The sequence below is a fragment of the Homoserinimonas sp. genome (genome assembly GCF_056262345.1).
In genome coordinates, this window is the sequence record NZ_JBACFR010000233.1 from 1 (window position 1) to 22,045 (window position 22,045).

The 22,045-nt window shown below is 65.1% G+C and carries 20 protein-coding genes; 10 read left to right on the plus strand and 10 right to left on the minus strand.

The window, feature by feature from the left end:
- Window positions 1–120: 120 nt before the first annotated feature.
- Genes AC062T_RS11240 through AC062T_RS11255 form a run of 4 tightly spaced genes read right to left on the minus strand, consistent with a single transcriptional unit; the run spans window position 121 to window position 3,529 of the window.
- Complete coding sequence (locus AC062T_RS11240; RefSeq protein WP_476030075.1) at window positions 121–984, minus strand: SDR family oxidoreductase; 864 nt, start codon at window positions 982–984, stop codon at window positions 121–123.
- Window positions 985–1,012: 28 nt separating this feature from the next.
- The gene (locus tag AC062T_RS11245) at window positions 1,013–1,537 is read right to left on the minus strand and encodes a flavin reductase family protein (protein WP_233245528.1); all 525 of its coding nucleotides are present in this window, start codon (window positions 1,535–1,537) and stop codon (window positions 1,013–1,015) included.
- Window positions 1,527–2,279 (minus strand): SDR family NAD(P)-dependent oxidoreductase, encoded by a 753-nt coding sequence (locus AC062T_RS11250; RefSeq protein WP_476030077.1) that lies wholly within the window; start codon window positions 2,277–2,279, stop codon window positions 1,527–1,529. The genes AC062T_RS11245 and AC062T_RS11250 overlap by 11 nt, the downstream gene beginning before the upstream one ends.
- Before the next feature lie 11 nt (window positions 2,280–2,290).
- Window positions 2,291–3,529 (minus strand): acyl-CoA dehydrogenase family protein, encoded by a 1,239-nt coding sequence (locus AC062T_RS11255; protein WP_476030079.1) that lies wholly within the window; start codon window positions 3,527–3,529, stop codon window positions 2,291–2,293.
- Between the two features lie 285 nt (window positions 3,530–3,814).
- On the opposite strand from AC062T_RS11255, the gene AC062T_RS11260 reads away from it, so the two are divergent.
- The 6 genes from AC062T_RS11260 (at window position 3,815) to AC062T_RS11285 (ending at window position 10,845) form a co-directional block, all read left to right on the plus strand.
- On the plus strand, window positions 3,815–4,936 hold the full coding sequence (locus AC062T_RS11260) for a zinc-binding dehydrogenase (RefSeq protein ID WP_476030081.1): 1,122 nt from the start codon (window positions 3,815–3,817) through the stop codon (window positions 4,934–4,936).
- 325 nt (window positions 4,937–5,261) lie between these two features.
- Complete coding sequence (locus AC062T_RS11265) at window positions 5,262–6,884, plus strand: ABC transporter substrate-binding protein (RefSeq protein WP_476030082.1); 1,623 nt, start codon at window positions 5,262–5,264, stop codon at window positions 6,882–6,884.
- 112 nt (window positions 6,885–6,996) lie between these two features.
- Entirely contained in the window at window positions 6,997–7,947 is a 951-nt protein-coding gene (locus tag AC062T_RS11270) for an ABC transporter permease (RefSeq protein WP_476030084.1), read from the plus strand.
- Window positions 7,944–8,819 (plus strand): ABC transporter permease, encoded by an 876-nt coding sequence (locus AC062T_RS11275; RefSeq protein ID WP_476030086.1) that lies wholly within the window; start codon window positions 7,944–7,946, stop codon window positions 8,817–8,819. The genes AC062T_RS11270 and AC062T_RS11275 overlap by 4 nt, the downstream gene beginning before the upstream one ends.
- Window positions 8,816–9,841: an ABC transporter ATP-binding protein gene (locus tag AC062T_RS11280; RefSeq protein WP_476030088.1), complete on the plus strand. Its 1,026-nt coding sequence runs from the start codon at window positions 8,816–8,818 to the stop codon at window positions 9,839–9,841. Before AC062T_RS11275 ends, AC062T_RS11280 begins: the two co-directional genes overlap by 4 nt.
- Entirely contained in the window at window positions 9,838–10,845 is a 1,008-nt protein-coding gene (locus tag AC062T_RS11285) for an oligopeptide/dipeptide ABC transporter ATP-binding protein (RefSeq protein ID WP_476030090.1), read from the plus strand. The genes AC062T_RS11280 and AC062T_RS11285 overlap by 4 nt, the downstream gene beginning before the upstream one ends.
- Before the next feature lie 134 nt (window positions 10,846–10,979).
- On the opposite strand, the gene AC062T_RS11290 is transcribed toward AC062T_RS11285, so the two are convergent.
- From AC062T_RS11290 to AC062T_RS11300, 3 genes are read right to left on the minus strand one after another with little or no spacing between them, the layout of a single operon-like run.
- Window positions 10,980–11,849 (minus strand): fumarylacetoacetate hydrolase family protein, encoded by an 870-nt coding sequence (locus AC062T_RS11290; protein WP_476030092.1) that lies wholly within the window; start codon window positions 11,847–11,849, stop codon window positions 10,980–10,982.
- On the minus strand, window positions 11,846–13,078 hold the full coding sequence (locus AC062T_RS11295) for an FAD-dependent monooxygenase (RefSeq protein ID WP_476030094.1): 1,233 nt from the start codon (window positions 13,076–13,078) through the stop codon (window positions 11,846–11,848). Before AC062T_RS11295 ends, AC062T_RS11290 begins: the two co-directional genes overlap by 4 nt.
- An 8-nt stretch (window positions 13,079–13,086) precedes the next feature.
- Entirely contained in the window at window positions 13,087–14,133 is a 1,047-nt protein-coding gene (locus tag AC062T_RS11300; RefSeq protein ID WP_476030096.1) for a cupin domain-containing protein, read from the minus strand.
- Between the two features lie 225 nt (window positions 14,134–14,358).
- Here AC062T_RS11300 and AC062T_RS11305 point away from each other — a divergent pair, with 225 nt between their 5' ends.
- Window positions 14,359–15,582, plus strand: coding sequence for a multidrug effflux MFS transporter (locus AC062T_RS11305; protein ID WP_476030098.1), 1,224 nt, complete (start codon window positions 14,359–14,361; stop codon window positions 15,580–15,582).
- Window positions 15,583–15,615: 33 nt separating this feature from the next.
- Here AC062T_RS11305 and AC062T_RS11310 read toward each other — a convergent pair whose 3' ends face one another.
- The gene (locus tag AC062T_RS11310) at window positions 15,616–16,581 is read right to left on the minus strand and encodes a 1,4-dihydroxy-2-naphthoate polyprenyltransferase (protein ID WP_108997815.1); all 966 of its coding nucleotides are present in this window, start codon (window positions 16,579–16,581) and stop codon (window positions 15,616–15,618) included.
- Window positions 16,582–16,639: 58 nt separating this feature from the next.
- Here AC062T_RS11310 and AC062T_RS11315 point away from each other — a divergent pair, with 58 nt between their 5' ends.
- From AC062T_RS11315 to AC062T_RS11325, 3 genes are read left to right on the plus strand one after another with little or no spacing between them, the layout of a single operon-like run.
- Window positions 16,640–18,367, plus strand: coding sequence for a cation:proton antiporter (locus AC062T_RS11315; RefSeq protein WP_476030100.1), 1,728 nt, complete (start codon window positions 16,640–16,642; stop codon window positions 18,365–18,367).
- A gap of 44 nt (window positions 18,368–18,411) precedes the next feature.
- Window positions 18,412–19,626 carry a hypothetical protein gene (locus tag AC062T_RS11320; RefSeq protein WP_476030102.1) on the plus strand — a complete coding sequence of 405 codons (1,215 nt, stop codon included), beginning with the start codon at window positions 18,412–18,414 and terminating at the stop codon, window positions 19,624–19,626.
- A 34-nt stretch (window positions 19,627–19,660) separates the two neighbouring features.
- A complete protein-coding gene (locus tag AC062T_RS11325; protein ID WP_476030104.1) occupies window positions 19,661–20,398 on the plus strand; it encodes a polyprenol monophosphomannose synthase in 738 nt (245 codons plus the stop codon).
- Here AC062T_RS11325 and AC062T_RS11330 read toward each other — a convergent pair.
- Window positions 20,370–21,527, minus strand: coding sequence for an AMP-binding protein (locus tag AC062T_RS11330; RefSeq protein ID WP_476030106.1), 1,158 nt, complete (start codon window positions 21,525–21,527; stop codon window positions 20,370–20,372). The genes AC062T_RS11325 and AC062T_RS11330 overlap by 29 nt on opposite strands.
- Window positions 21,528–21,531: 4 nt before the next feature.
- On the minus strand, window positions 21,532–22,045 hold a 514-nt coding region (locus AC062T_RS11335), incomplete at its 5' end, for an enoyl-CoA hydratase-related protein (RefSeq protein ID WP_476030108.1).

Consider the following 22,045-nt stretch of genomic DNA (forward strand, 5'->3'; position numbering starts at 1 on the left):
GGACGCGCGAGCCCGCCGCACACACAAGCCCGCGCACGCACAAGCCCGCGCACGCACAAGCCCGCGCACGCAAGAAGCCCGCGCCCTCTGTGAGGACGGGGGCTGCGAGGTGCGCGAGTGCTACTTGCCGAGTGCCGCGCTCACGGCGTCGGCGAGCGACGTCGTCGGGCGGCCAATGATGTTCGAGAGAGCGCGCGAGTCCGTGTCGAGGTCTCCCCCGGCGATGCCGCGATCGGTGGCCGCGGCGAACTCCGCCCAACCCTCGGGCACTCCGGCCGCCATCTGGGCGTCGCGCAGGGCCTCAGGAGTGAGGTTCTCGTAGGCTACGGATGTACCGCTCACCTCGGAGACGACCCGCGCCAGTTCTGCGAGCGTGTGCGGCTCGTCACCGCCGAGCTCGAGAATGGCGCCGGATTCGGCCGATGCCGACAGCACGATAGCGGCAGCCGCTTCCGCGTAATCAGCGCGCGTCGCGGTAGCGATACGCCCTTCTCCCGCGGCGCCGATCAGCGAGCCGCTGGCGAGGGCTGACTCAAGCCCTGCCGTGTAGTTCTCCGTATACCAGCCGTTGCGCAGCACGGCAAAGGGGATCCCAGCGGTGGCCAGCTCAGCCTCGGTCGCGCGGTGCTCTTCGGCAAGGCCGAGCGTCGAAGAGTCTGCGTTGAGCAGGCTCGTGTAGGCGATGAACTCAACACCGGCGGCCTTGGCGGCCTCGATGATGTTGTGGTGCTGCGCCGCGCGCTGGCCGATCTCGCTGCCCGAGACGAGCACGAGGCGGTCGACACCCGCGAGGGCTGCCGGCAGCGACCCTGCGTCGGAGTAGTCGGCCTGGCGGATCTCAACACCGCGGGCGGCGAGGTCGGCCGCCTTCTCCACGGTACGGGCGATGCCCACGATGTCGGATGCCGCGGCACCGCGCTCGATGAGTTTGTCGATAATGAGGTGGCCGAGCTGCCCGCTCGCACCGGTGACGGCAATAACCATCGGGTGTCCTTTCGTAGTGCTCGGGGCGTCAGCGCCCAGCGAGCTGCTTGAATTTGCTTTGGTGGAACACGAGCGGCTCCACGCTCATGTCGGTGTCGACATCGTGGATGCGCAGCACCGCGAGGGTGTGGTCGCCGACTTCGAGTTCCATTTCGACGCTGCACTCGAATGTCGCGGCGGCCCCGTCGAGATAGATCGCGCCGTTGGGCCGAGTGCGCCAGTCGATTCCGGCGAACCGGTCGACTCCGCGCACCGACATCTGCCGGCCGAGCACCGAGTGGGCTGCGCCGAGCACGCTCACGCCGATGCGCTCAACCTGTCGCAACTGCGCCCAGGTGGATGAGCCCTCCGCGATGTAGACGGAGACGAGCGGCGGGTCGATCGAGACCGAGGTGAACGAGCTGGCGACCATCCCATGCGGGGCGGGGGTGCCGCTCTCATCGCGCGTGAGAGCGCAGAGCGACACCACCCCACTGGGAAAGCACGAGAAGACGCTACGGAGAACCGTGCTGGTGAGCGCAGCCTCCGTCTCAAGCGTCATCTCAGCCGACACGGACCGATCCCCCGTCGACGTGGAGCACCTGGGCCGTCATGAGTTCCGCTTCTTCAGAAACGAGGAATGCCATGGCTCCCACGAGGTGCTCCGGCAGCATCTTCTTCTTGACCGACTGCGTCTGGGCCACGCCGTCGAACTGGTCCTCGGTGGCGAAGTTGAGAAGCCCGTCGGTGCGCACCATGCTCGGTGCAATCGCGTTGACGGTAATACCGTAGTCGCCAAGCTCGGTCGCAAGCCCGCGGGTGAGACCAACGACGGCCGCCTTCGATGCCCCGTAGTGCGATCCGTTGGGAACAGCGACCCAGACGGATGCCGAGCTGAGGTTGACGATGCGGCCCCATCCGGTCTGTGCCATCTTGGGCGCGAACGCCCGCGTGACAAGGAACATCGAGTCGATGTTGATCGACTGCATGCGGCGCCACTGCTCGAAGGTCATCTCAAGGAACGGCACGGGCGGGTCCGGGTGGATGCCTGCGTTGTTGATGAGGATCTGCACGGCACCATAGGCACCCTCGACTTCGGCGGCCGCGCGGGCGACCTCGTCGGGTGATGAGATGTCGGCGCGAACGGCGAGCGCGGTTCCGCCCGCCGCCTCGATTGCGGCGACGGTTTCAGATGCGTCGCCCAGGTCGATGATGGCGACCTTGGCTCCGTCTGCTGCAAGGCGTTCTGCGTAGGCGCGGCCGATGCCGCGGGCGCCGCCGGTAACGACGGCGGTTTTTCCAGTGAGGTCAGGCATTGTGGTTCTCCCTAGTAGATCGACTTGGCTTCGCCGACGTTGACGGCTCCGATGCGCTGCGCGATCTGGGCATACTGTGCGACGTTGTGCGTGCGGTACATCTGCGCGTCACGCATGTAGCGCTGCATGCGCTGGCCCTTCTTTGCGGCGCTGGCGCCTGCAGAACGGTACAGGAGTTCAACGGCCTCGCTGGCGAGGTCTGCCGCCTGAATAAGCTCGCCGAAGTTCTTGATGTCCATCGCGCGGGTGAAGGGCTGTCCGCCGCGGAAGGCCTCTTCGCTCCAGGCTGCTGCACGCTGGTTGACCGCGAGCACGATGGTCTTGGCCGAGTCGGCCATCATGATCGCGGTGCCGATGTCGCGCTGGTGCTGCGGGTCCTGCGAGCGGAGCATGCGCGGGGGAAGGATCGTCGTGCGGGAGGTAATGATCTCCTTGTACTCGTCGATCGCGGCGTAGGCGGTTCCGACCATGACGGCGGCGAGTTCCGTCATGAGGAAGGTCTGCGGCACGCCGAGGTACAGCGAGTTCTGGTGGAGCTCTGCTCCGGGCGAGGTGGAGATCTCGGGAAGCTGCAGCCAGTCGCCCGAGACAACGTACTTCTCGGGAATGAACTGGTTCTCAACGAGAACGCTGTTGGAACCGCTCGAGCGCATACCGAGGATGGCGTCTCCACCCCAGTCATCGACCCTGCTGTACTGAGCCTCGGGAACGATCGCGTGAACGAAGGTCGGGTTCTTCTCGTCGCCGCCTTCGAGCATCACGTGAACGGTCGCGTGGGTCGAGTAGGGGCTGCCCGATTGGTAGGGCGAGCGAGCGTTGATGATGTAGCCGCCGTCGACCTTCTTGGCGGTTCCCGACGGGGGCATCGACTGCGAAGCGCGGAAGTATCCGCGGGGAGTCGTGTAGATCTCTTCCTGCACATCGGCGGGCCACCACGCGGCCGTCGAGAGGGCGTGGCCGTGGCCGAGGCTGTAGCACCAGCCGCTGCCCGGGTCTCCCTGGGCGATCTCCATGACGACCTCGGCGAAGGTGCCAACGCTCATTTCGAGGCCTCCGAAGGCCTTGGGGGTGAGCAGGTGGTAGAGGCCCTTGGAGAGCATCTCTTCGTGGATCTCCTGCGTGTAACCGCCGAGCTCTTCTGCTGCCTCCTGCTGGTCGCGAAGACGCTCCCGCATGTCGCGGGCTGCGGCGATGAGGTCCTGGGCAGTGAGGTTCGTGCCGGGTGTGTACACCTCGGTTGCGATGCTCATGGTCATGCTCCTTTACATGTCGACCGGGGCATTTTCTGCGGCGGCCTTGGCGTGTGGAGTCGAATTAGTAATCGACTGCGTATCGAAATGCTAGACGACAGTTGCAGGAATAGGAAGCCCGAGTTCAGAGGATGATTCCGCTGATTTATATGGGAACAACGCTTGAAGCGGCGAGCGTGACTTGACACACTTGATAATCAATACGGATATGTACTGTATTTGTGTGGCCTCGATCTCGAAACGCTATAGGGGAGGCCACCTACCCCGAATCAAGGAGGATTTATCGTGAAAGCAGCTGTCTGGGTCGAACTCGGCAAACCGAACATCGAGATCCAGGAAGTAACGCCACTTCCCCTGCGCGATCACGAGGTCGTCGTGCGCGTCGAAGCGTCGAACGTCTCGGTCTCCGACTACTTCCCCCTCACTAACGACCCCGAAACGGTCGGCCAGCCGGTGCCGCAGATCCTCGGCCACTGCGGCACAGGCGTTGTTATCGAGATCGGCCCCAAGGTTGAGCGTCTCGCGGTCGGCGACAAGGTCGTCGTCACGAGCACACCCGAGTGTGGCGAGTGCCACTTCTGCATCAACAACAAGCCCGAGTTCTGCGCAGAGATGGCGTGGATGGGCCCCAACACCTACAAAGACGCCAACGGCGTAGAAATGGCCGGCAACGCCTACGTCGGAGCCTTCGCCGAGCACATGATCGTGCCCGATATCCAGGCCACTAAGGTCGTCACCGATTTGCCGTTCGATCAGCTCGCGATGGTGGCGCTGCCGATTGCGACCGGCGTTGGCGCGGCGCTTCGCATCGCCCCCATCACCCCCGGTGCCGACGTCGTCGTGCTCGGCGCGGGTTCCGTAGGCATCTCCTACATCCAGGCCGCCAAGATGGTCGGCGCCGGCACAATCGTCGCCGTCGACCCCCTGCCCCATCGCCGCGAACTTGCGCTCAAGTTCGGCGCTACCCACGTGGTCGACCCGACCGCGGGCGACCCGGTCGCCGCCGTTCAGGCGATCACGGGCAACAAGGGCGGAATGCTCGCCGGCGCCGGCGGCGACTTCGTCTTCGAAGCGGCAGCGGATGCTCGCGCCATCGAGCAGGCGTGGGACATGTGCCGCTCGGGCGGACACATCGTGCTGTGCAGCGTCACCGACCAGATGATGACCGCCAAGGTCACCTTCACCGCCCTCCCGTTCGCGGTGCAGGGCAAGACCATCCACGCCTGCCAGGGCGGCGGCATCAGCCAGCGGCGCGACATCCCGTGGCTGGTCGGCATGATCGAGCGCGGTCAGCTCGACGTCGCTGGCATGATCGACGCGCACTACCCGCTCAGCGACATTTCGCGGGCAATGGACGACATGATGGCGCGCTCGGTCCTCGCGCCCATCCTCATGCCGCAGAGCTAACACTCGGCGCAATACTCAGTGGGCCCGGGCCGGCTTAGCCCCCGGGTCCACTGTCATGCGCACTGGCGGCAGCGGAGTCGCCGCAAGAAGACGAAGCCGAAACCCCATTCATATGGAGGGGCAGATGATTCCCCACATCTTCGGTCTGACCCGAACCTTGTCGGCCACAGGCGCTGGCACCTACATTGGCCGGGTACACGGCAACCGCCCGGCGCATCCGTCGCTGGGCGAGGCGAGGCGCGCTCCGTCATTGTCTCGGCCCCCCTCGGTGGCCGTGATTTGTGGCGCGCGCAGATCGTCACATTACTCAGTGCAAGGAGGCACCATGAGTTCTATTTCATTCCGTCGACCCGCGATCGCGGCGATTGCCGCATTTGCGGCAATCACCCTCGCCGCCTGCTCTTCGGGGTCTGGTACAACGCCGGAGAAGTCGACCGATGACTCGATCGTCACGGGCTTCTACAACGGCCAGGAACTCAAGATTGGTAAGCCAACCTCGGGCGGCGAGCTTCGCGTCGGCGCAACGATGCCCCTCGCGGCGATGGATCCGGCCGGCAACACCGGCGGCGCTGGCCTGCTCCTGATGTCACAGGTTTTTGACCTGCTCTTCAAGGTTGATGCGAAGGGCCTCATCGTCCCCGACCTCGCCGAATCGATTTCCTCCGACGACAACACCACATGGACCCTCCAGCTCCGTAATGGCGTGAACTTTAGCGACGGAACCCCGCTCGACTCCGCCGCAGTCGTCGCGCACATCACGAACGTGGCCCGCGAGGGCTCGACGTCGCTTCAAGCGGCGGATGCTCGCACCATCGCTTCGATGGCGACCCCCGATGCTTCGACCGTCGTATTCACACTCACGTCGGCCAACAGCCAGTTCCCCCTGAGCTTCACCGATGGATCGCTCTCGATGATCCCGTCACCGACCGCTGTCGCCGCCGCAGGGGAGAACTTCGGTCTAGCGCCCGTGGGCGCGGGCCCCTTCCTGGTTGAGTCGTTCACCCCGAACGGCGACGCCAAGTTCGTGCGCAACCCTGAGTATTGGGTCGAAGGCCTCCCCCACCTCGACGCGATGACGATCAGCGTTGTGCCAGAGCAGTCGTCACGTCTCGCGGCCCTGCAGTCGGGCGACCTCGACATTTCGACGTTCCAGACCCCTGTCGACGCCGCGAAGGCTGAGTCCGCTGGCCTCACAGTTCTCGAGCAGCAGTGGTACAGCAACTGGCGCCTCGTTCCCAACACAACGATGGCTCCGTTCGACGACATCCGCGTTCGGCAGGCCATGAACATGGCTCTGGACCTCGACGCCATCAACAAGGTCGTCAACAGCGGTCTCTCTGACGCCCCGAACGGGTTCTTCACCCCGAACCACCCCTTCGCCGAGGAGACGGAGTGGCCGACGAAGGATGTTGCGGCCGCCAAGAAGCTCATCGCCGACTACACGGACGAGACGGGTAGCGCGCCAACGTTCGAGGTGCTCACGCCCCAAAACGACGCCGTCACCCAGGCAGTTGCTCTGATGCAGCAGATGTTCAAGGATGTCGGCATCGAGATGACGTCGTCAGTGGTCACCCCGTCAACCCTCGTTGTGGCAGCCCTCACGGGCGAGTCGAAGGCCGTCGTCGTCGAGGGCGGAATCGCCCCCGAGACTCTGCGCCGCGCAGGGCAGACCCTCGTGACGAACGCCGGTGTCAACTTCGGCCGCGGCGGTTACGCAGAGATGGACGCGCTCCTCGCTGCAAGCCGCGACACGAAGAGCGAAGAGGAGCGCACGAACACGATCTCCGAGATTCAGCAGCTCGCGGCTGAGTGGGTTCCGATCGTTCCCTTCCTCTCGAGCGGCGTGTACCGCGCAGTCGGATCGGATGTTCTCGGGTTCCCTGACGGATCGTCGAACCCAGCATCCGTCGACCACTTCGAAGCAAAGTACGTCTGGGTAAAGAAGTAACACAGACATGTGCGGTGGTTGCGACCGGAATCTCCGGCGCAACCACTGCACCTTCGTGTACCGCGCGCGTGATCACCGCGTCCCGGATACCCCTACCAAGATTCGGCCCAACATGCCCCAACTGACTTCGCGTTTTCTCCACTTGATTACCGTGCTCTTTGGCGTGAGCATCATCGTCTTCTTGCTGACGAGCCTCCTCCCGACCGACCCCGCCGCGATCCTCGCGGCCAGCGCCGGCGACAGCTCGCCGCAGAACGTCGAGGCAATTCGCCGCGACCTCGGTCTCGACAAGCCCCTCATTGAGCGGTACATGCTCTGGGTGATGAGCGCCCTGAGCGCAGACCTCGGCACCTCTTACTTCACTGGCCAGTCAGTGGCCGCGGCCATCGGAACCGCTGCACCCGTTACCTTCCAGCTGATCGTGATGATCCAGGTCATAACCCTTCTGGTTGCCGTCCCCGTTGCGCTCTTCGTCTCCCCCCGACGCGATTCGGCAATAGACCGCGGCGTCGCGACAGTGTCTTTCGCAGCGCAGGCGATCCCCAACTTTGTCGTCGCCCTCGTGCTCATCCTGATTTTCTCGGTTGGCCTCGGGGTGCTGCCGGCGATCGGGTACACCTCGATCTCTGAGGGGCTGTGGCCGAGCATCCGGTCGCTCATCATCCCCGCGGTCGCGATGAGCTTCATGCTGATCCCCGTATACATCAGGGTTCTGCGCAGCAGCATGATCCAAACGCTGCAGCAGGAATTCATTCTGGTCGGGCGCGCGATCGGCCTCTCGCGAAACACCCTGCTCTACCGCTACGCGCTGCGGCCATCATTGCCGACCCTCGTCACGGTAGTTGGAGTCAACTTCGGCGTGCTTATGGGCGGCACTGTCGTCGTCGAAGCGATCTCGGGCCTCCCCGGGCTCGGCACACTCTTGCTCTCAGCCGTCACGACACGCGATTACATCCTCGTGCAGGGTCTCGTGCTCGTGTTCGCCGTCGTCTACGTCGCCGTCAACTTTCTGGTCGACATCATCCAAGCTTCTATCGACCCAAGAGTGCGAGTTGCACAGTGACCTCCACCGTTCAGAAACTGCCAGCTCCCGCACGCCCCGCCTCGGCACAACGACGCCCGCTCGGCGTGCCTGTGATCGTCTCCTTTGTCTGGCTCGCCGCGCTCACCGCTGCCGCGATCTTCGCTCCGATCCTTCCCCTGCCAGATCCCTCGACGAGCGACTACGCCGCGATCGCGCTCGCCCCGTTCCAGTCTCTCGATCACCTGCTCGGCACCGACACGATCGGGCGAGACATCCTGTCTCGGGCCATCTTCGGCGCACGGGTGAGCCTGCTCGTCGGTGTCGGCGCTGTTGCAGCGGCAACGGTCGTCGGTGGGCTCCTCGGGCTTGCCGCTGGCTACTTTGGGCGCGCGACCGACCGCGCACTCAGCATCGTCATCGACATCCTGCTCGCCTTCCCCGGCATCGTCGCGGTGATCGCCCTCACGGTATTCCTCGGGCCTGGCTTGTCGACTCTGATCCTCGGAATCGGCGCGATTCTGATGCCCATGGTTGCCCGGGTCACACGGTCAGCCACGGGGACATTTGCCAACCGAGAGTTCGTTATCGCCGCCCGCGGAATGGGAATGCACGAAGCGCGCATTCTCTTTCGCGAGGTGCTGCCCAACGTCGTGGTCTCGGTTGTCGCCTACTCGATGACCCTCGTCGCGGTCGCCATCGCGACGGAAGGAGGCCTGAGCTTTTTGGGTCTCGGCATCCCGGCACCTGAGTCGAGCTGGGGGTCAATGATGGGCGAAGGCCGCGGGGCTCTGCAGACAAGCCCGCACATCGTGCTCGTTCCCGCCGCCGTCATGTGCATCACGCTCCTCTCCATCAACTTCATCGCCGAGTTCATAACCAAGCGATTCGACATCCGGGAGGCCGTGCTGTGAGCGAGAACCCCATCCTTGAGATCAAAGACCTTCGTCTTGCGTTCCGCACACCGCGGGGCATCGCCGAGGTCGTCAATGGCGTTGATATAACGATCGGCGCCGGCCGAGCGCACGGGCTCGTCGGCGAGAGCGGATCGGGCAAGTCGGTCACGTCCCGCGCCGTGCTCGGGCTTCTGCCGACGGGCAGCATAGCCACCCGATCGGGCTCGATCCGCTACGACGGCCGCGAACTGACCGATCTCAGCGAAGACACCATGCGCAAGGAGATCCGCGGCAAAGAGATCGCGATGGTGTTCCAAGACCCCATGACGGCGCTCAACCCTGTGATGCGCATCGGCAAGCAGATGGCGATGCCTCTCGTGAAGCTCGACGGCAAGGCCCGCCGCGACGCCGACCGTCACTCGGCCGAGCTGCTCGACCAGGTGGGCATCCGTCAGGCCGATCGAGTGCTCAAGTCATATCCCCACGAACTCTCGGGTGGTCAGCGCCAGCGGGTCATGATCGCGATCGCCCTCTCGCGCAACCCCAAGTTGCTCATCGCGGATGAGCCGACGACGGCGCTCGACGTCACGGTACAGGCTCAGATCATGGATCTCCTAGACCGCCTCCGCGTCGAGCGTGGCCTCTCGATATTGCTCGTCTCGCACGACCTCAGCCTCATTGCGGAGCGCTGCGACGACGTCTCCGTCATGTATGCGGGCCGCATCGTCGAGAGCGGCGCTGGAAGCTCGATCTTTCACGGGCCGAGTCATCCATACACATCGCTCCTCGAAGAGGCGCGGCCCCGTCTAGAAGACCCTCCGCACACGATGCTCAAGACGATTCCGGGCCGGGTCCCCGACCTGCGGATGCTCCCCGTTGGGTGCGCCTTCCAGGCCCGCTGTCCCCGCGCCACCGACGAGTGCCTCCCCCCCGTCCCGGTCGCAATTCCGGCCCCAGGCCGCCGTGTCGTGTGTGTGCACCCACTCACCACGACTGCGGAACAAGCCACAGTTCCCCACCCAGAGGCGGTAGCCCAGTGAACGACACGACAACTCTCGCCCCCGCCGGTCCCGGCGTCACCACACATGCCGCACTCGATGCCCGGGGCATCACGGTTGACTACAAGACCCGCCGCACAACCCTCCGGGCGGTCGACGGTGTCAACCTCGTCGTGCGCAAGGGCGAAACCCTCGGCCTGGTCGGCGAATCCGGCTCGGGCAAGTCATCGATCGGCAAGTCGATTGCGCAGTTGCCACCGCCAACGGGCGGGAGTGTCGTCGTCGACGGGGTCGACATCACCCGGCTGCGGGGCCGCAAGCTTCGCCTGTTCCGGCGCCGTTTGCAGATGATTTTTCAAGACCCGATCTCGTCGCTGAACCCCCGCCGCACCGCGCTCGACATCGTGGCTGAGCCGCTTCGCCTGGCGAAGCATCCGAACCCTCGCGCGCGGGCCGCCGAGATCCTCGCCGAGGTGGGCGTGGATGCCCAGATGGCATCCCGGCGCCCGCACGAGCTTTCGGGTGGTCAGTGTCAGCGCATTGCTATCGCTCGGGCGGTCGTGCAGGAGCCCGAGCTACTCATCTGCGACGAGCCCGTCTCCGCTCTCGATGTCTCAGTGCAGGCTGCCGTGCTCAATATCCTCGAGAAGATGAAGGCCGACTACAGCCTCTCGATGATCTTCATCTCGCATGACCTCGCTGTGGTGAGCAACATCAGTGACAGGGTCGCGGTTCTCTACCTTGGCCAGCTGTGCGAGGTAGCCCCGTCGACCGCCCTGTATGCGGCTCCACGACACCACTACACGAACCTGCTTCTATCGTCCGTGCCACGACCGGGCGTCGCGCGTGAGCCCGCGACCACCGTGAGTCCCACGGCGTCTAGCCCAACCGTCGCCCCCGCTGCCGCATCCGCGTCGGCACAGGGCGGTTGCCCCTTCGCCGCCCGGTGCCCTGCGGCAACGGGCATCTGCATCGATACGACCCCCGAATATCGAGAGCTTGCCCCCGACCATTTCGTGGCCTGCCACCACCCGGTCGAGGTATAGCCGACCTGGCCCGTGCCAGCGCGAGCAAACAGTCGCGAGCGAACAGGTGAGGGGTCCGATAGTCGCCTTCCCGGGGCTCCGGGATGGCGAATATCGGACCCCTCAACGCTTGATCGTGCGCGGGGGCGCGGTACCTAGGAGCGGCGCAGCGCCGTCTTCGGTCCGGGCCGGTCGGCGTGCGGGATGGCACGGCGGTTGGTTACGTCGACCGTTAGTTCGCCAATGCCATCGATCACAACGGTCACGACGTCGCCGTCGAAGATCTCGCTGACACCGGATGGGGTTCCCGTCGCGATCACGTCGCCGGGCTCAAGGGTCGTCACCGAGCTCGCATACGCGATGAGCTCAGGGATTCCGTAGATGAGCTTCGACGTGTTGCTCGACTGACGCTCCTCGCCGTTCACCGTCAGGCGAAGGTCGAGGTTCGCGGCATCCGCAACATCATCGGCTGTCACGACGACCGGGCCGAGCGGCGTGAACGTGTCGAACGACTTGCGGGTCGAACGGTCCTCGCTTGAGCGGATCGTGATGTCGAGCACGCACGTGTAACCGTAGACGTGGTCCCACGCGTCGTCGAGCGAGATGTCACGGCCACCCTTGCCGATCACAACGGCGAGTTCGCCCTCGTGGTGGGTCGGAACATCCGTGTAGGGAATCTCCACCGTGCCGTTCGGGCCGATCACCGAGGTGGCGGCCTTGAGAAAGAACCCCCACTCGAGAATCGTGGCCGAGTCGGGCATCTCGTCGATGTGGTCGTAGTAGTTCGCCGGGGCGCCGATGATCTTGCCGGGTCGCGGCAGAGGGGCCTCCCACTGCACATCGTCGACGGAGACGGAGTCAGCGGATGCCGTCAGCAGTTCGCGAGGAATCGACGTGATTCCCGCACGAATTGCGGCGTCGAGTCGCCCGGCCGGGCCGGGCTCGGCCACGAGCGACGACACGTCGTAGACCTGGCCCTCGTGCACGGCACCGAGTCGGCCGCCGTTAAAAAGTCCGAGCCTCATGAGAGAACCCTCTCCGATTCGAGCGGCTCATACGAGTCGCGATGGGGCGGGATCACCGGCAGCGGCACGTCGTCGCGGGTCGTGTAGATCCAGTCGATAAAGCGGCGGTCTTCTGGCTCGATCGTGCCGAGGAGCGCGTCGCGCTGGTCGGCCTCTGCCCCGCCGACATGGCTGAGCTCACCCCAAAAGCGCGATCCGCGCTGCACGGCACTCGTGCGGTCGAAGCGGCGCTTCTCGAACTCCACGAAGGCGCCGGCAACGTCGTCACCAAACTCGGTGAGCACGCGGGCGAGCCCCACGGCGTCTTCCATTGCCTGGCCAGCACCCTGGGCGAGGTACTGGTGGGTGGGGTGAGCAGCATCACCCGTGAGCACGATGCGGCCCTTGGTCCATCCAGCCTCCGGAGCGCGGTCGAACTGAACCCAACGGTTGCTGGTATCGATCTGCTCAAGCAGGCGGGCGACCTGCGGGTTCACGTCGGCGAAGGCTTCGCGAAGCTCCTCGACTGTTCCCCAGCCGTCGCCGCCCACAACATCCCGCTCGCTCTTGAACGAAACAACGACGTTGACTTCGCTGCCGCCGCGAATCGGGTAGTGCATGACGTGGTGGTTGGCTCCGGCCTGCAGGGTGACCGCGTTCTCGATGTCGTCAGTGCGCGGGATGGTGCCCCGGTAGATCACGTACTTCGATGCAACGGGGGTGGCGTCGCCGATGACGTGCTTGCGAACACGCGAGCGGATGCCGTCGGCGCCGATGAGAGCCTTGGTCGTATAGCTCGTTCCGTCGGCGGCGGAGACGGTGACGGTGTCGCCGTTCTCGGTGATGTCGACAATCTCTTTGCCCGGAACGATGGTGACGCGACCAGTCGCCTCGGCGGCCTTCATCAGGCCATTGAGCAGGTCGCCACGGTGCATAACCGCGTAGGGCATTTCGTAGGCCTCGCGGAAGCCAGCTCCGAAGTCGAACGACACAACCTCTTCGCCCGTGCGGATGTCGCGCATCACGGCCCGGTCGGGCAGCACAGCCGACTGGGTCAGGTAGTCATTGACGCCAAGGTCGCGCAGGATGCGCATGGCGTTGGGGCCCACCTGCAGGCCGGCGCCGACCTCGGCGATGACGGGGGCGCGCTCAAGTAGTCGCACGGTGAAGCCGGCGCGGCCGAGGGCGAGCGCCGCTGAGGCACCGCCGATGCCGCAGCCGACAACGATGATCTCGTTGGTATCAGTCATGGTGTTTCCTAGTTCTTTGCGGCGGGCACAGCGTCGGCAGTCTGCTCGCGCAACAGGCCGAAGGGCTCGTAGATGGGGCGGTCGCTCATGGAGAAGAGAATCGCGTCGTCACCCTCGTTGGCGTGGTGCTCGTACCAGTGCCACGACGGCACGACGAAGAAGTCGTGCTTCTCCCAGTCGTAACGCTCGCCGTTGATGATGCTGTAGCCGCTGCCTTCGAGAACGCAGAAGACCTTGCTGGGCGTGTGGCGGTAGGCGCGGCTCTTGGTTCCGGACTCCTGCACCGAGAGAAAGCAGGTGATGGTGGGGATGACCGGACCGCCGGTGATCGGGTTGACGTATTCCATCGACGATCCAGTCGAGGGGCGACCCTCGGACTCGTGAAAGCGCAGAAGCGATTCCTTGGAGGTCTTGTAGGGGTACTTGTTGAGCGGGGAATGGTTCTTGGTCCACGTGCGCTCGGCGGGAATCATGCCGGCGCCGTATCGGGCGACGCTCACATCCTCAGCCTCGGTGAGCTCCTGCAGGGCCTCGTTCGGGTATTCCTCGGCGAACTGGGCGTGCTGGCCGCGCACGAACGGCACATCGAGCCCGTCAAGCCAGATCATGGGGGTGTCACCCTCGTGGCGGTGGTCATGCCACGTCATCGGCGGGGTGAGCACGAGGTCGCCGGGCTCCATGAGCACGGGCTCGCCATCAACCGTCGTGTGGCCCGATCCTTCGAGGAGCAGGCGGATGGCGCTGGGGGTGTGGCGGTGAGCGGGAGCGGTCTCCCCCGGCAGAACGAGCTGGTACCCGGCGACGAGGTTGTGGCTCGTGCCGAAGACGCGCTTGGGGTTCGAGGCGTTAAGCGCGCGGCGATCGGCATCTTCGCCGAGGTCTACGACGTCGACGGCCTCGTGAAGGAGCGGAAAGATCTCCTTGGCCTTCCACACGTGGGGAACCTCGTCCAGCGTCGGCTCCTCCGCGAGCGTGCCGGGGATGGTCCAGAGAGCGGCGACGTGGGCAGCCTTGAGGCGCTCAAAGTAGTCGGCGTTGTCGTTCTTGTCAGTCATGAGAGGGCTCCATTGCTCGTGGGAGAGGTTCGTGCCAAATCCGGCGCCGCGTAGTTAGTCCGTGTGCGGTCTTTCTCGAAGAGTATCGGGATCAAACTAGTCTGTCAACGGATAATCCGTTAACGGACTTAATTCGGGAGTACTCATATCAACGCTCTCTGATCGGTATGAATATGGACCGGGATGCCCTTCCGTCACTTAGTCCGTCGACGGAATAATCGGCAGATGACCACTTCACGGGCCGCCACCACCACAGCCGAGCGCCTCCCTCTTCTCCTGCTCATCACCCTCGGCACCCTCACCGCGATCAGCACCCTTGGCACCGACATTTACCTCGCCGCCATGCCCAAGATGGCGAACGACTACATGACGACCCCCGCGTGGATCCAGGCCACCCTCACCGCCTACGTCATCGGCATGGCACTCGGTCAGCTGGTTCTTGGCACTCTCTCCGACACAATGGGGCGCCGACGGCTACTCATCATCGGCACGGCCGTGTCTCTGCTTGCGAGCGTTCTCTCGGCAATCGCCCCCACCATCGAGCTCATGCTGCTTTTCCGTCTGCTCGCGGGCATCGGAGCATCGGCCGGTGTTGTCATCGGGCGGGCGGTCGTCTCCGACCTCACGACGGGCGCCGAGACGACCCGCGTGTTCAGCATTCTCGGGCTCGTCGGCGGCGTCGGGCCCATCATTGGCCCCGTCATCGGCGCCGTCATGCTCGAGTGGAGCGCCTGGCCCGTCATCTTCTGGACCGTCACCGTGCTGTGCGCCGTCGCCCTCGCTGCTGTCTGTTTCTTTGTGCCAGAGAGCCTCACCCTCGACCGCCGGGCGAGTGCCGCACCCCGGGATGTTCTGCGGAGCTTTGGGGGCGTAGTGCGCACCAGAAGCTTTGTGCTCGGCAGCCTCATGGTGTGCCTCGGCGTCGGGGCAACTTTTGCTTACATCTCGTCGTCGCCATTCATTGTGCAGTCGCTGCTCGGATTCAGCCCCACCGGTTACACCGTCGTATTCGCTGCCAACGGCGTTGGCATGACCGTCGCCGGCGTCGTCGCCACCAGGCTCGCGCACCGCACGAGCGCCGCACGACTCTGCCTCGTGGGCCTCAGCATTGTCACGATGGGTGGCGTCGCGCTGCTCGTGATCGCGACAACGGGGGTGACCTCCCCCCTCGCGGTGCTGCCTGCACTCGCCCTTGTGCCTATCGGAATGGGCCTCGTCTTCGGCCCGGGAACCGCGCTCGTCATAACCGATGTACGCCACTCAGCAGGCACCGCGCTGGCCCTGCTCGGTAGCACGCAGTACCTCTTCGGTGGAATCACGGCGCCGCTCGCTGGCATTGCCGGCGAGCTCAGCATCCTCCCGCTCGCCCTCATAGTCTCAGCCTGCGGAACCGGCGCGATCGTCGCGCTGCTGTCGATCCGTAGCGCGGAACCCGCGCTGCGCCCCTAAAGCCGCAACGCCCGCGCCAGATGCCATGGGCGCCTAGAACACCAGCGCGGCAGAAAGCCCGAGCCCGTACACCAGCAGGGTTACGCTCGCGAGCTTGAGCGCGAGCAAAAACTCGCCGGGTGTCTTGCCGGTTGCCACGATGATGCACGCGGGGATCGCGATCAACAGCGCAAAGAACACGTACACGGCCAGCGGAAAGAGCAGGGCAAAGAACACCAGGATCACGAACGGCAGCAGCATGAAGAGGCAATAGAGCACGCGCGAGGCGGTCATGCCGATCTTCACCGAAAGGGTGCGCTTGCCCGCGAGGCGATCCTGCTCAATGTCGCGGATGTTGTTGGCAATGAGCACGGCACACGTGAATAGGCCGTTGGCGACACCGAGAATGACGGCCTCGATCGTGACAGTGCCGACCTGCACATACATGGTTCCGAGCACGGGGACCGGCCCAAAGAAGATGAAGGCGAAGAGCTCACCTAGCCCCGCATACCCGTAGGGCCGCTTGCCTCCGACATAGAACCAGGCCGCGGCGATGCAGGCAGCTCCCACGAGCAGCAACCACCACTGCCCGCTGAGAACGACGACGGCGACTCCGGCGAGCGCCGCAATGCCAAAGAAAACAAGTGCAACGGTGAGAACGGTCTTCGGCTTGGCCGCACCCGAGCCCGTGAGCCTCGACGGACCTACCCGGTGCTGGTCGGTGCCTCGGATTCCATCGGAGTAGTCGTTCGCATAGTTGGCGCCGATCTGAATGCTCACGGCCACCACGAGGCACAGAAGCGCCCGCACCCAGTGATTCTCACCGGTGAGAAGCATCGCCGCCGCCGTGCCCATTGCCACGGGGGCGATCGACACGGGGAGGGTGCGGATGCGCGCCCCGGCGATCCAGTCGCCCGCCGTTGCCTTCTTCACCTTGGCTTTCGGGGGGACGACCTTGCTGCTGCGGGCGGCTTTCGCCACTCGTCTCGGATCGATGCGCTGCTGCTTACCTTTGGCCACGTCAGGATTCTAGGCCGTCGGCGCACATAAACTTGATGGCACAGATTCGGAGTGCGCAATGGAACTTCCCCTCGTCATCGTGATTGCGGTCACTCTCATCGTTGCGTTCTCGCTGGTCGCCAAGCGGCTGGGTCTCGCTGCGCCCGTGGTGTTGCTGCTGGTCGGAGTGGCAATCTCCTACATTCCCGGGGTTCCCGAGATAGAGGTCCCGCCGGAGATCATCCTCATGGCGGTTCTGCCGCCCATCCTTTATGCGGCCGCGTTGCAGGTCCCCGTCATCGATTTTCGGCGCAATCTCTCGTCAATCACGAGCCTGTCGGTCGTGCTCGTTGTCGTCTCCGCTTTCTGCATCGGCACTGTGCTGTATTTCTTGCTGCCCGATCTCAACTTCGCGGCGGCCGTGGCTCTCGGCGCCGTCGTGAGCCCCCCGGATGCTGTTGCGGCGATCGCGATCGGCAAGAAACTGGGTCTTCCGCCCCGGCTGGTCACGGTGCTCGAAGGAGAGGGTCTCGTCAACGACGCCACCGCCCTCGTGCTCTTGCGGTCGGCCGTTGCGATCTCGGCGGGCGGTGTGGCCACGGTGCTCGACGGGGTTATCGACTTCGGTTTTGCCGTGGTTGTGGCTATTGCAATAGGCCTGGCGGTCGGAATCATCACCGTGTGGGTGCGCGCCCGCATCGACGACCCCCTCATCGACACCGCCGTTGCACTGCTTGTGCCATTCCTGGCCTTCATTCCTGCCGAAGAGGTGCACGCATCCGGCGTTCTGGCGGTCGTGGTCGCCGGTCTCTACGTCGGGCACAATGCGCCACGCTTTGTCGACGTTCAATCTCGCGTTGCAGAGCGCGCTAACTGGCGAAGCGTGCAGTTCATTTTGGAGAACGGCGTCTTTCTTCTGATGGGGGTGGAGATTCGCGCTCTGATCGCCGACATCAACCCCGAGGAGATTTCCGCTTGGCAGGCGGTGCTCATGGGCTTGCTCGTCACGGCGATGCTGGTGATCATCCGCTTCGCCTGGGTGAATCCCATGGTGTATCTGCTGCAGCGCAAAGCGGAGCGTGACGAATACCGGCTGCTGCGCATGAGGCTCGGGCTCGATCACATGCGCAAAAACCTCCCGGAGGCCGACCCGCGCATGGAGCGCCGTCGGCAGAGGGTCGAGAAGATGTATGCCCGTCAGCGCGCCGACCTCGACCACACCCGCACCGACGGTCTGGACTGGCGCGGCGGCATCGTGCTCTCCTGGTCGGGAATGCGTGGCGTCGTCACCCTGGCCGCAGCCCAGTCGCTGCCAGAATCGACCCCTTACCGCGCCCAGCTCATCCTGATCGCCTTCACCGTGGCCGTCGTCACCCTCGTCGTGCAGGGCAGCACGCTCCCCCTCCTGATCCGCTGGGTCGGCATCGAGGGTGTCAATGTTGCCGACGACGAGAGGAAGCTGGCCAAGCTGCTCGAAGAAATCAGCCACGAGGGGCTCAAAGTGCTCGACGACCCTGCCGCGATCGTCGGCCCAGACGTGGAGATCGTGCCGGGGGTGATCAACCGGGTACGCACCGACACGCTTCTGCGCATCGATGCCGCCAAGGAGCGCGCCTCGCGCAGCGACGGCGCAACCCCGCATCAGCAGTATGCGGCCCTGCGCAACGCAGTGGTTCAGGGCGAGTTCGATGCCCTCATGAACGCCAGAAGCGCGGGGCGCTACCCCTCTCGCATCCTGCGCAATGCCCAGGCACTGCTCGAGGTCGAGGAGACCAGGCTCAGGGGCCGGCTCGACGACGACCACTAGCCCGGCATTACGCACGGCGGCAGGCTCTGCCACTATAAGAGCAAATGTCAGAAACCTCGTCGGTGTCGCCTGCGCCCGTGGGCGAACGTCGACCCTGGCGCGTCCGTCGCGCATCGAGGCCGGGATGGATGCTGGCGCTCGGCATTTATGCCCTGTCGCGCGCTTTGAGCACAACGCTTCTTGCCACCATGTATTCGCTGGCGGTGGCCAACGATTGGGAGTTCGCTAGCCGCCGCCCCGAGGGCGGGTTCTTCGCCTTTCTTGGCTCGTGGGATGCCTCGTTCTATCGGCAGATCGCCGAAACCGGCTATCCCAGCACCCTGCCCCGTGACGGCACGGGAATGGTGATGCCCAATGAGTGGGCCTTTCTCCCCCTGTTTCCCTGGTTAGCCAAGGGGGTGCGCGCGATCACGGGGCTGGAGTTTTATCCGGCAGCGGTGCTCGTGGCCACCCTGTGCGGGGCGGGGGCTGCCGTCGTGCTGTTCCTCCTCACCCGGGCAAAGGTGTCACAGCAGGCGGCCCTCTGGGCGACGGCGTTCTTCTGCTGTGGCCCGCTCGGCTTTCTTCTCCAGGTCGCCTACGCCGAGAGTCTGTTTCTGCTCCTCACCTTTGGCAGTCTGCTCGCGCTCGTTCGCCGCCACTATTGGCTCCTCACCGTGCTGGCGATGGCCGCCGCCTTTAGCCGGCCTGGCGCGCTTGCCATCGCACTGGCGCTCGGCATCCACCTCGTGCTGCGCTGGGTTGGCGACGAGCCCTTTCCCTGGCGCGACCGCATCTCCATTGTTCTCGGCGGCATCCTCATCTCGGCCGCTGGTCTGGCATGGCCCTTCATCGCCAGTGCCGCGACCGGCAGCGAGAACGCCTACCTTGAAACGGAGCTCGCGTGGTGGGTGCCGCTCGTGGGTCGCCAAGAGTTTGTTCCGCTTACCCCGTGGTTTCTGCTCGCCGCCCGGTGGGCCGGTGTCGCCGGCATCGTTGCGGTTGTCGCGGTCGTGGCCCTCTCAGTGCTGTTTCTCACCCGAAAGTCGACCCTCGCGCTGGGCAGCGAGATCGTCTCGTATGCGGCAAGTTATGGCCTCTATTTGTTTGCTGTGTTCCTTCCCCAGCAGAGCACCCTCCGGTTGCTCATGCCGCTCGCCCCCCTTCTCGCGAGCGACCTGTTCACGTCGACCCGGCGCCGACGCTGGGCGGTATTGTCGATCGGAGCGGCGCTGCAACCGGTGGCGATCGTCTTGCTCTGGTTCCTCAGCTTTCCCTAGCCACGACAGACCCATAGAAGCGAAATGATCTCCTTTGGCACCTTCTGATTCGGCAACGCCCGGGCCGCGCACCATCGTGATCGTTCCCACCTATTGCGAGATCGACAGCCTCGAACAGCTTGTTCTCGGCGTACGGGAGGCCGTTCCCTCCGTCCATGTGCTGGTGGTCGACGACAACAGCCCCGATGGCACCGGCCAGCTCGCCGACGGCCCCGCCGCGCGAGACGCCAAGGTGGCGGCCCTGCACCGCAGCGCCAAGGATGGTCTCGGCCGCGCCTACCTGGCCGGCTTCTCCTGGGCCATTGAGCACGGATTCGACCGCATCGTCGAAATGGATGCCGACGGCTCACATCGCCCCGCCGACCTCCCCGCCCTGCTCGCCGCCCTCGACGACGGAGCGGATGCGGCGATCGGCACCCGCTGGATGCCCGGCGGCGCCGTCATCAATTGGCCGTGGCACCGCAGACTGATCTCCCGCGCCGGCACGGCGTATGCCCGGCTCATGCTGCGATCACGCCTGCGCGACCTCACCTCGGGATTCCGCGCCTTTGAGCGTTCAGCCCTTGAGGCCATCGATCTTCAGCATGTGCAGGGCGCGGGCTACGTCTTTCAGATTGAAGTGGCGTCTGACCTGGAGCGGCTAGGTCTGCGCGTCGACGAGGTTCCCATCACCTTCATCGAGCGGGAATCCGGCCGCTCCAAAATGTCGACCGGAATCGTGTTCGAGGCCATCGGCTGGGTCACTAAGACCGGGCTGACCCCTCGGCGATAGCCCGAATCGCGCGACGGTCTGGCTTTCGCGACGCCAACAGGGGCAGCTCGGCGATCACAATGACGCGGTGCGGGCGCGCCTCGGGCCGCTCCTCCGCGGCCACTGCGGCGCGAACGGCGGCCAACTCAATCGGCACGGTTGTCACCACGACGGGAACCTCGCCCCACTGATCGTGTTTTACCGGGACGACCACGGCATCCGTCTGCCCCGAGATTGACCGCACGATTCGCTCGACCGCGCCCAGCGAAACCTTGAGCCCGCCGGTCACGATCACGTCGTCGAGCCGACCCGTGATGCGCAGCACGCCGTCGACGATATCCCCCGTGTCGCCGGTTCGGTAGAAGCGAGTGCCGTCGCGCAGTTCGAATGCGGACTCGGTGCGCTCCGGGCCGCCCAGATAACCCCCGGCCAGAACCGGCCCACTCAGCTGAACTTCGCCGTCAACGATCTCAATGCCCACGCCGGCCAGCGGGATTCCGTCGTAGACGCATCCTCCGGCCGTCTCGCTCGACCCGTAGGTGCGGGTCACGTTTAGCCCCGCCTCGATGGCCCGCGCCAGCAGCGGCTGGGGGGTCGCCTGCCCGCCCACCAGAATGCGGTCGAAGCGGCGCAGCGCCTCAAGGGTCTGATCGGCGGCCAACAACCGGGCGAGCTGGGTAGGCACGAGGGAGGTGAACCGCAGAGCTGCGTCCATCCGCTGAGCTGCCAGGGCAAACTCCACGGGGTCGAACCGCGGGGCGTCATAGATCACCGGGTCGGTGCCCGCCGTGATCGAGCGGGTAAGCACGTTGATGCCCGCGATGTAGTGGGCGGGCAACGCAAGCAGCCACTGGCCAGGGCCACCGAGGGCGGATTCGGATGCCGCGGCGCCCGCCAGCAGCGCATCAGAGCTCAGCGCCACCGCCTTGGAGTGCCCCGTCGATCCACTCGTCTGCACAACGAGCGCAACCCTCTTGTCGACCCGGTCAGGCAGGTCCTGCGCGACGGGTTTCTGCCCGACCGCGCCCGCAGTCTGCCCAGCCGCGCCCGCAGTCGGCACGATCGCGTCGCCCCCCGCCAGGGCCTCCCGCAGCGCGAGATGGACGGTGGCGGCATCCGCCCCGTCGACCGCCCGCAGCCGCCGAATCATCGGGCTAGAACTGCCAGGGGTAGGGCGACCAGTCGGGCTCGCGCTTCTCCAAGAACGAGTCGCGGCCCTCGACGGCCTCGTCGGTGCCATAGGCCAGGCGCGTGGCCTCCCCCGCGAATACCTGCTGCCCGACAAGTCCGTCGTCGACGGCGTTGAATGCGAACTTCAGCATGCGGATGGCCGTTGGTGACTTGGTCAGAATCTCCTGAGCCCAGTCATACGCTTCGGCCTCAAGCCGTTCGTGCGGCACAACCGCGTTGACGGCGCCCATCTCATAGGCGCGTTGGGCGCTGTACTCGCGGGCCAAGAAGAACACCTCGCGGGCATTCTTCTGCCCGATCTGGCGGGCAAAGTAAGCGCTTCCGTAACCGGCATCAAACGAGCCGACATCCGCATCCGTCTGCTTGAACTTGCCGTGCTCGGCCGAGGCGATGCTCAGGTCGCACACCACATGCAGCGAGTGCCCGCCGCCCGCAGCCCAACCGGGGATCACCGCGATAACGACCTTGGGCATGAAC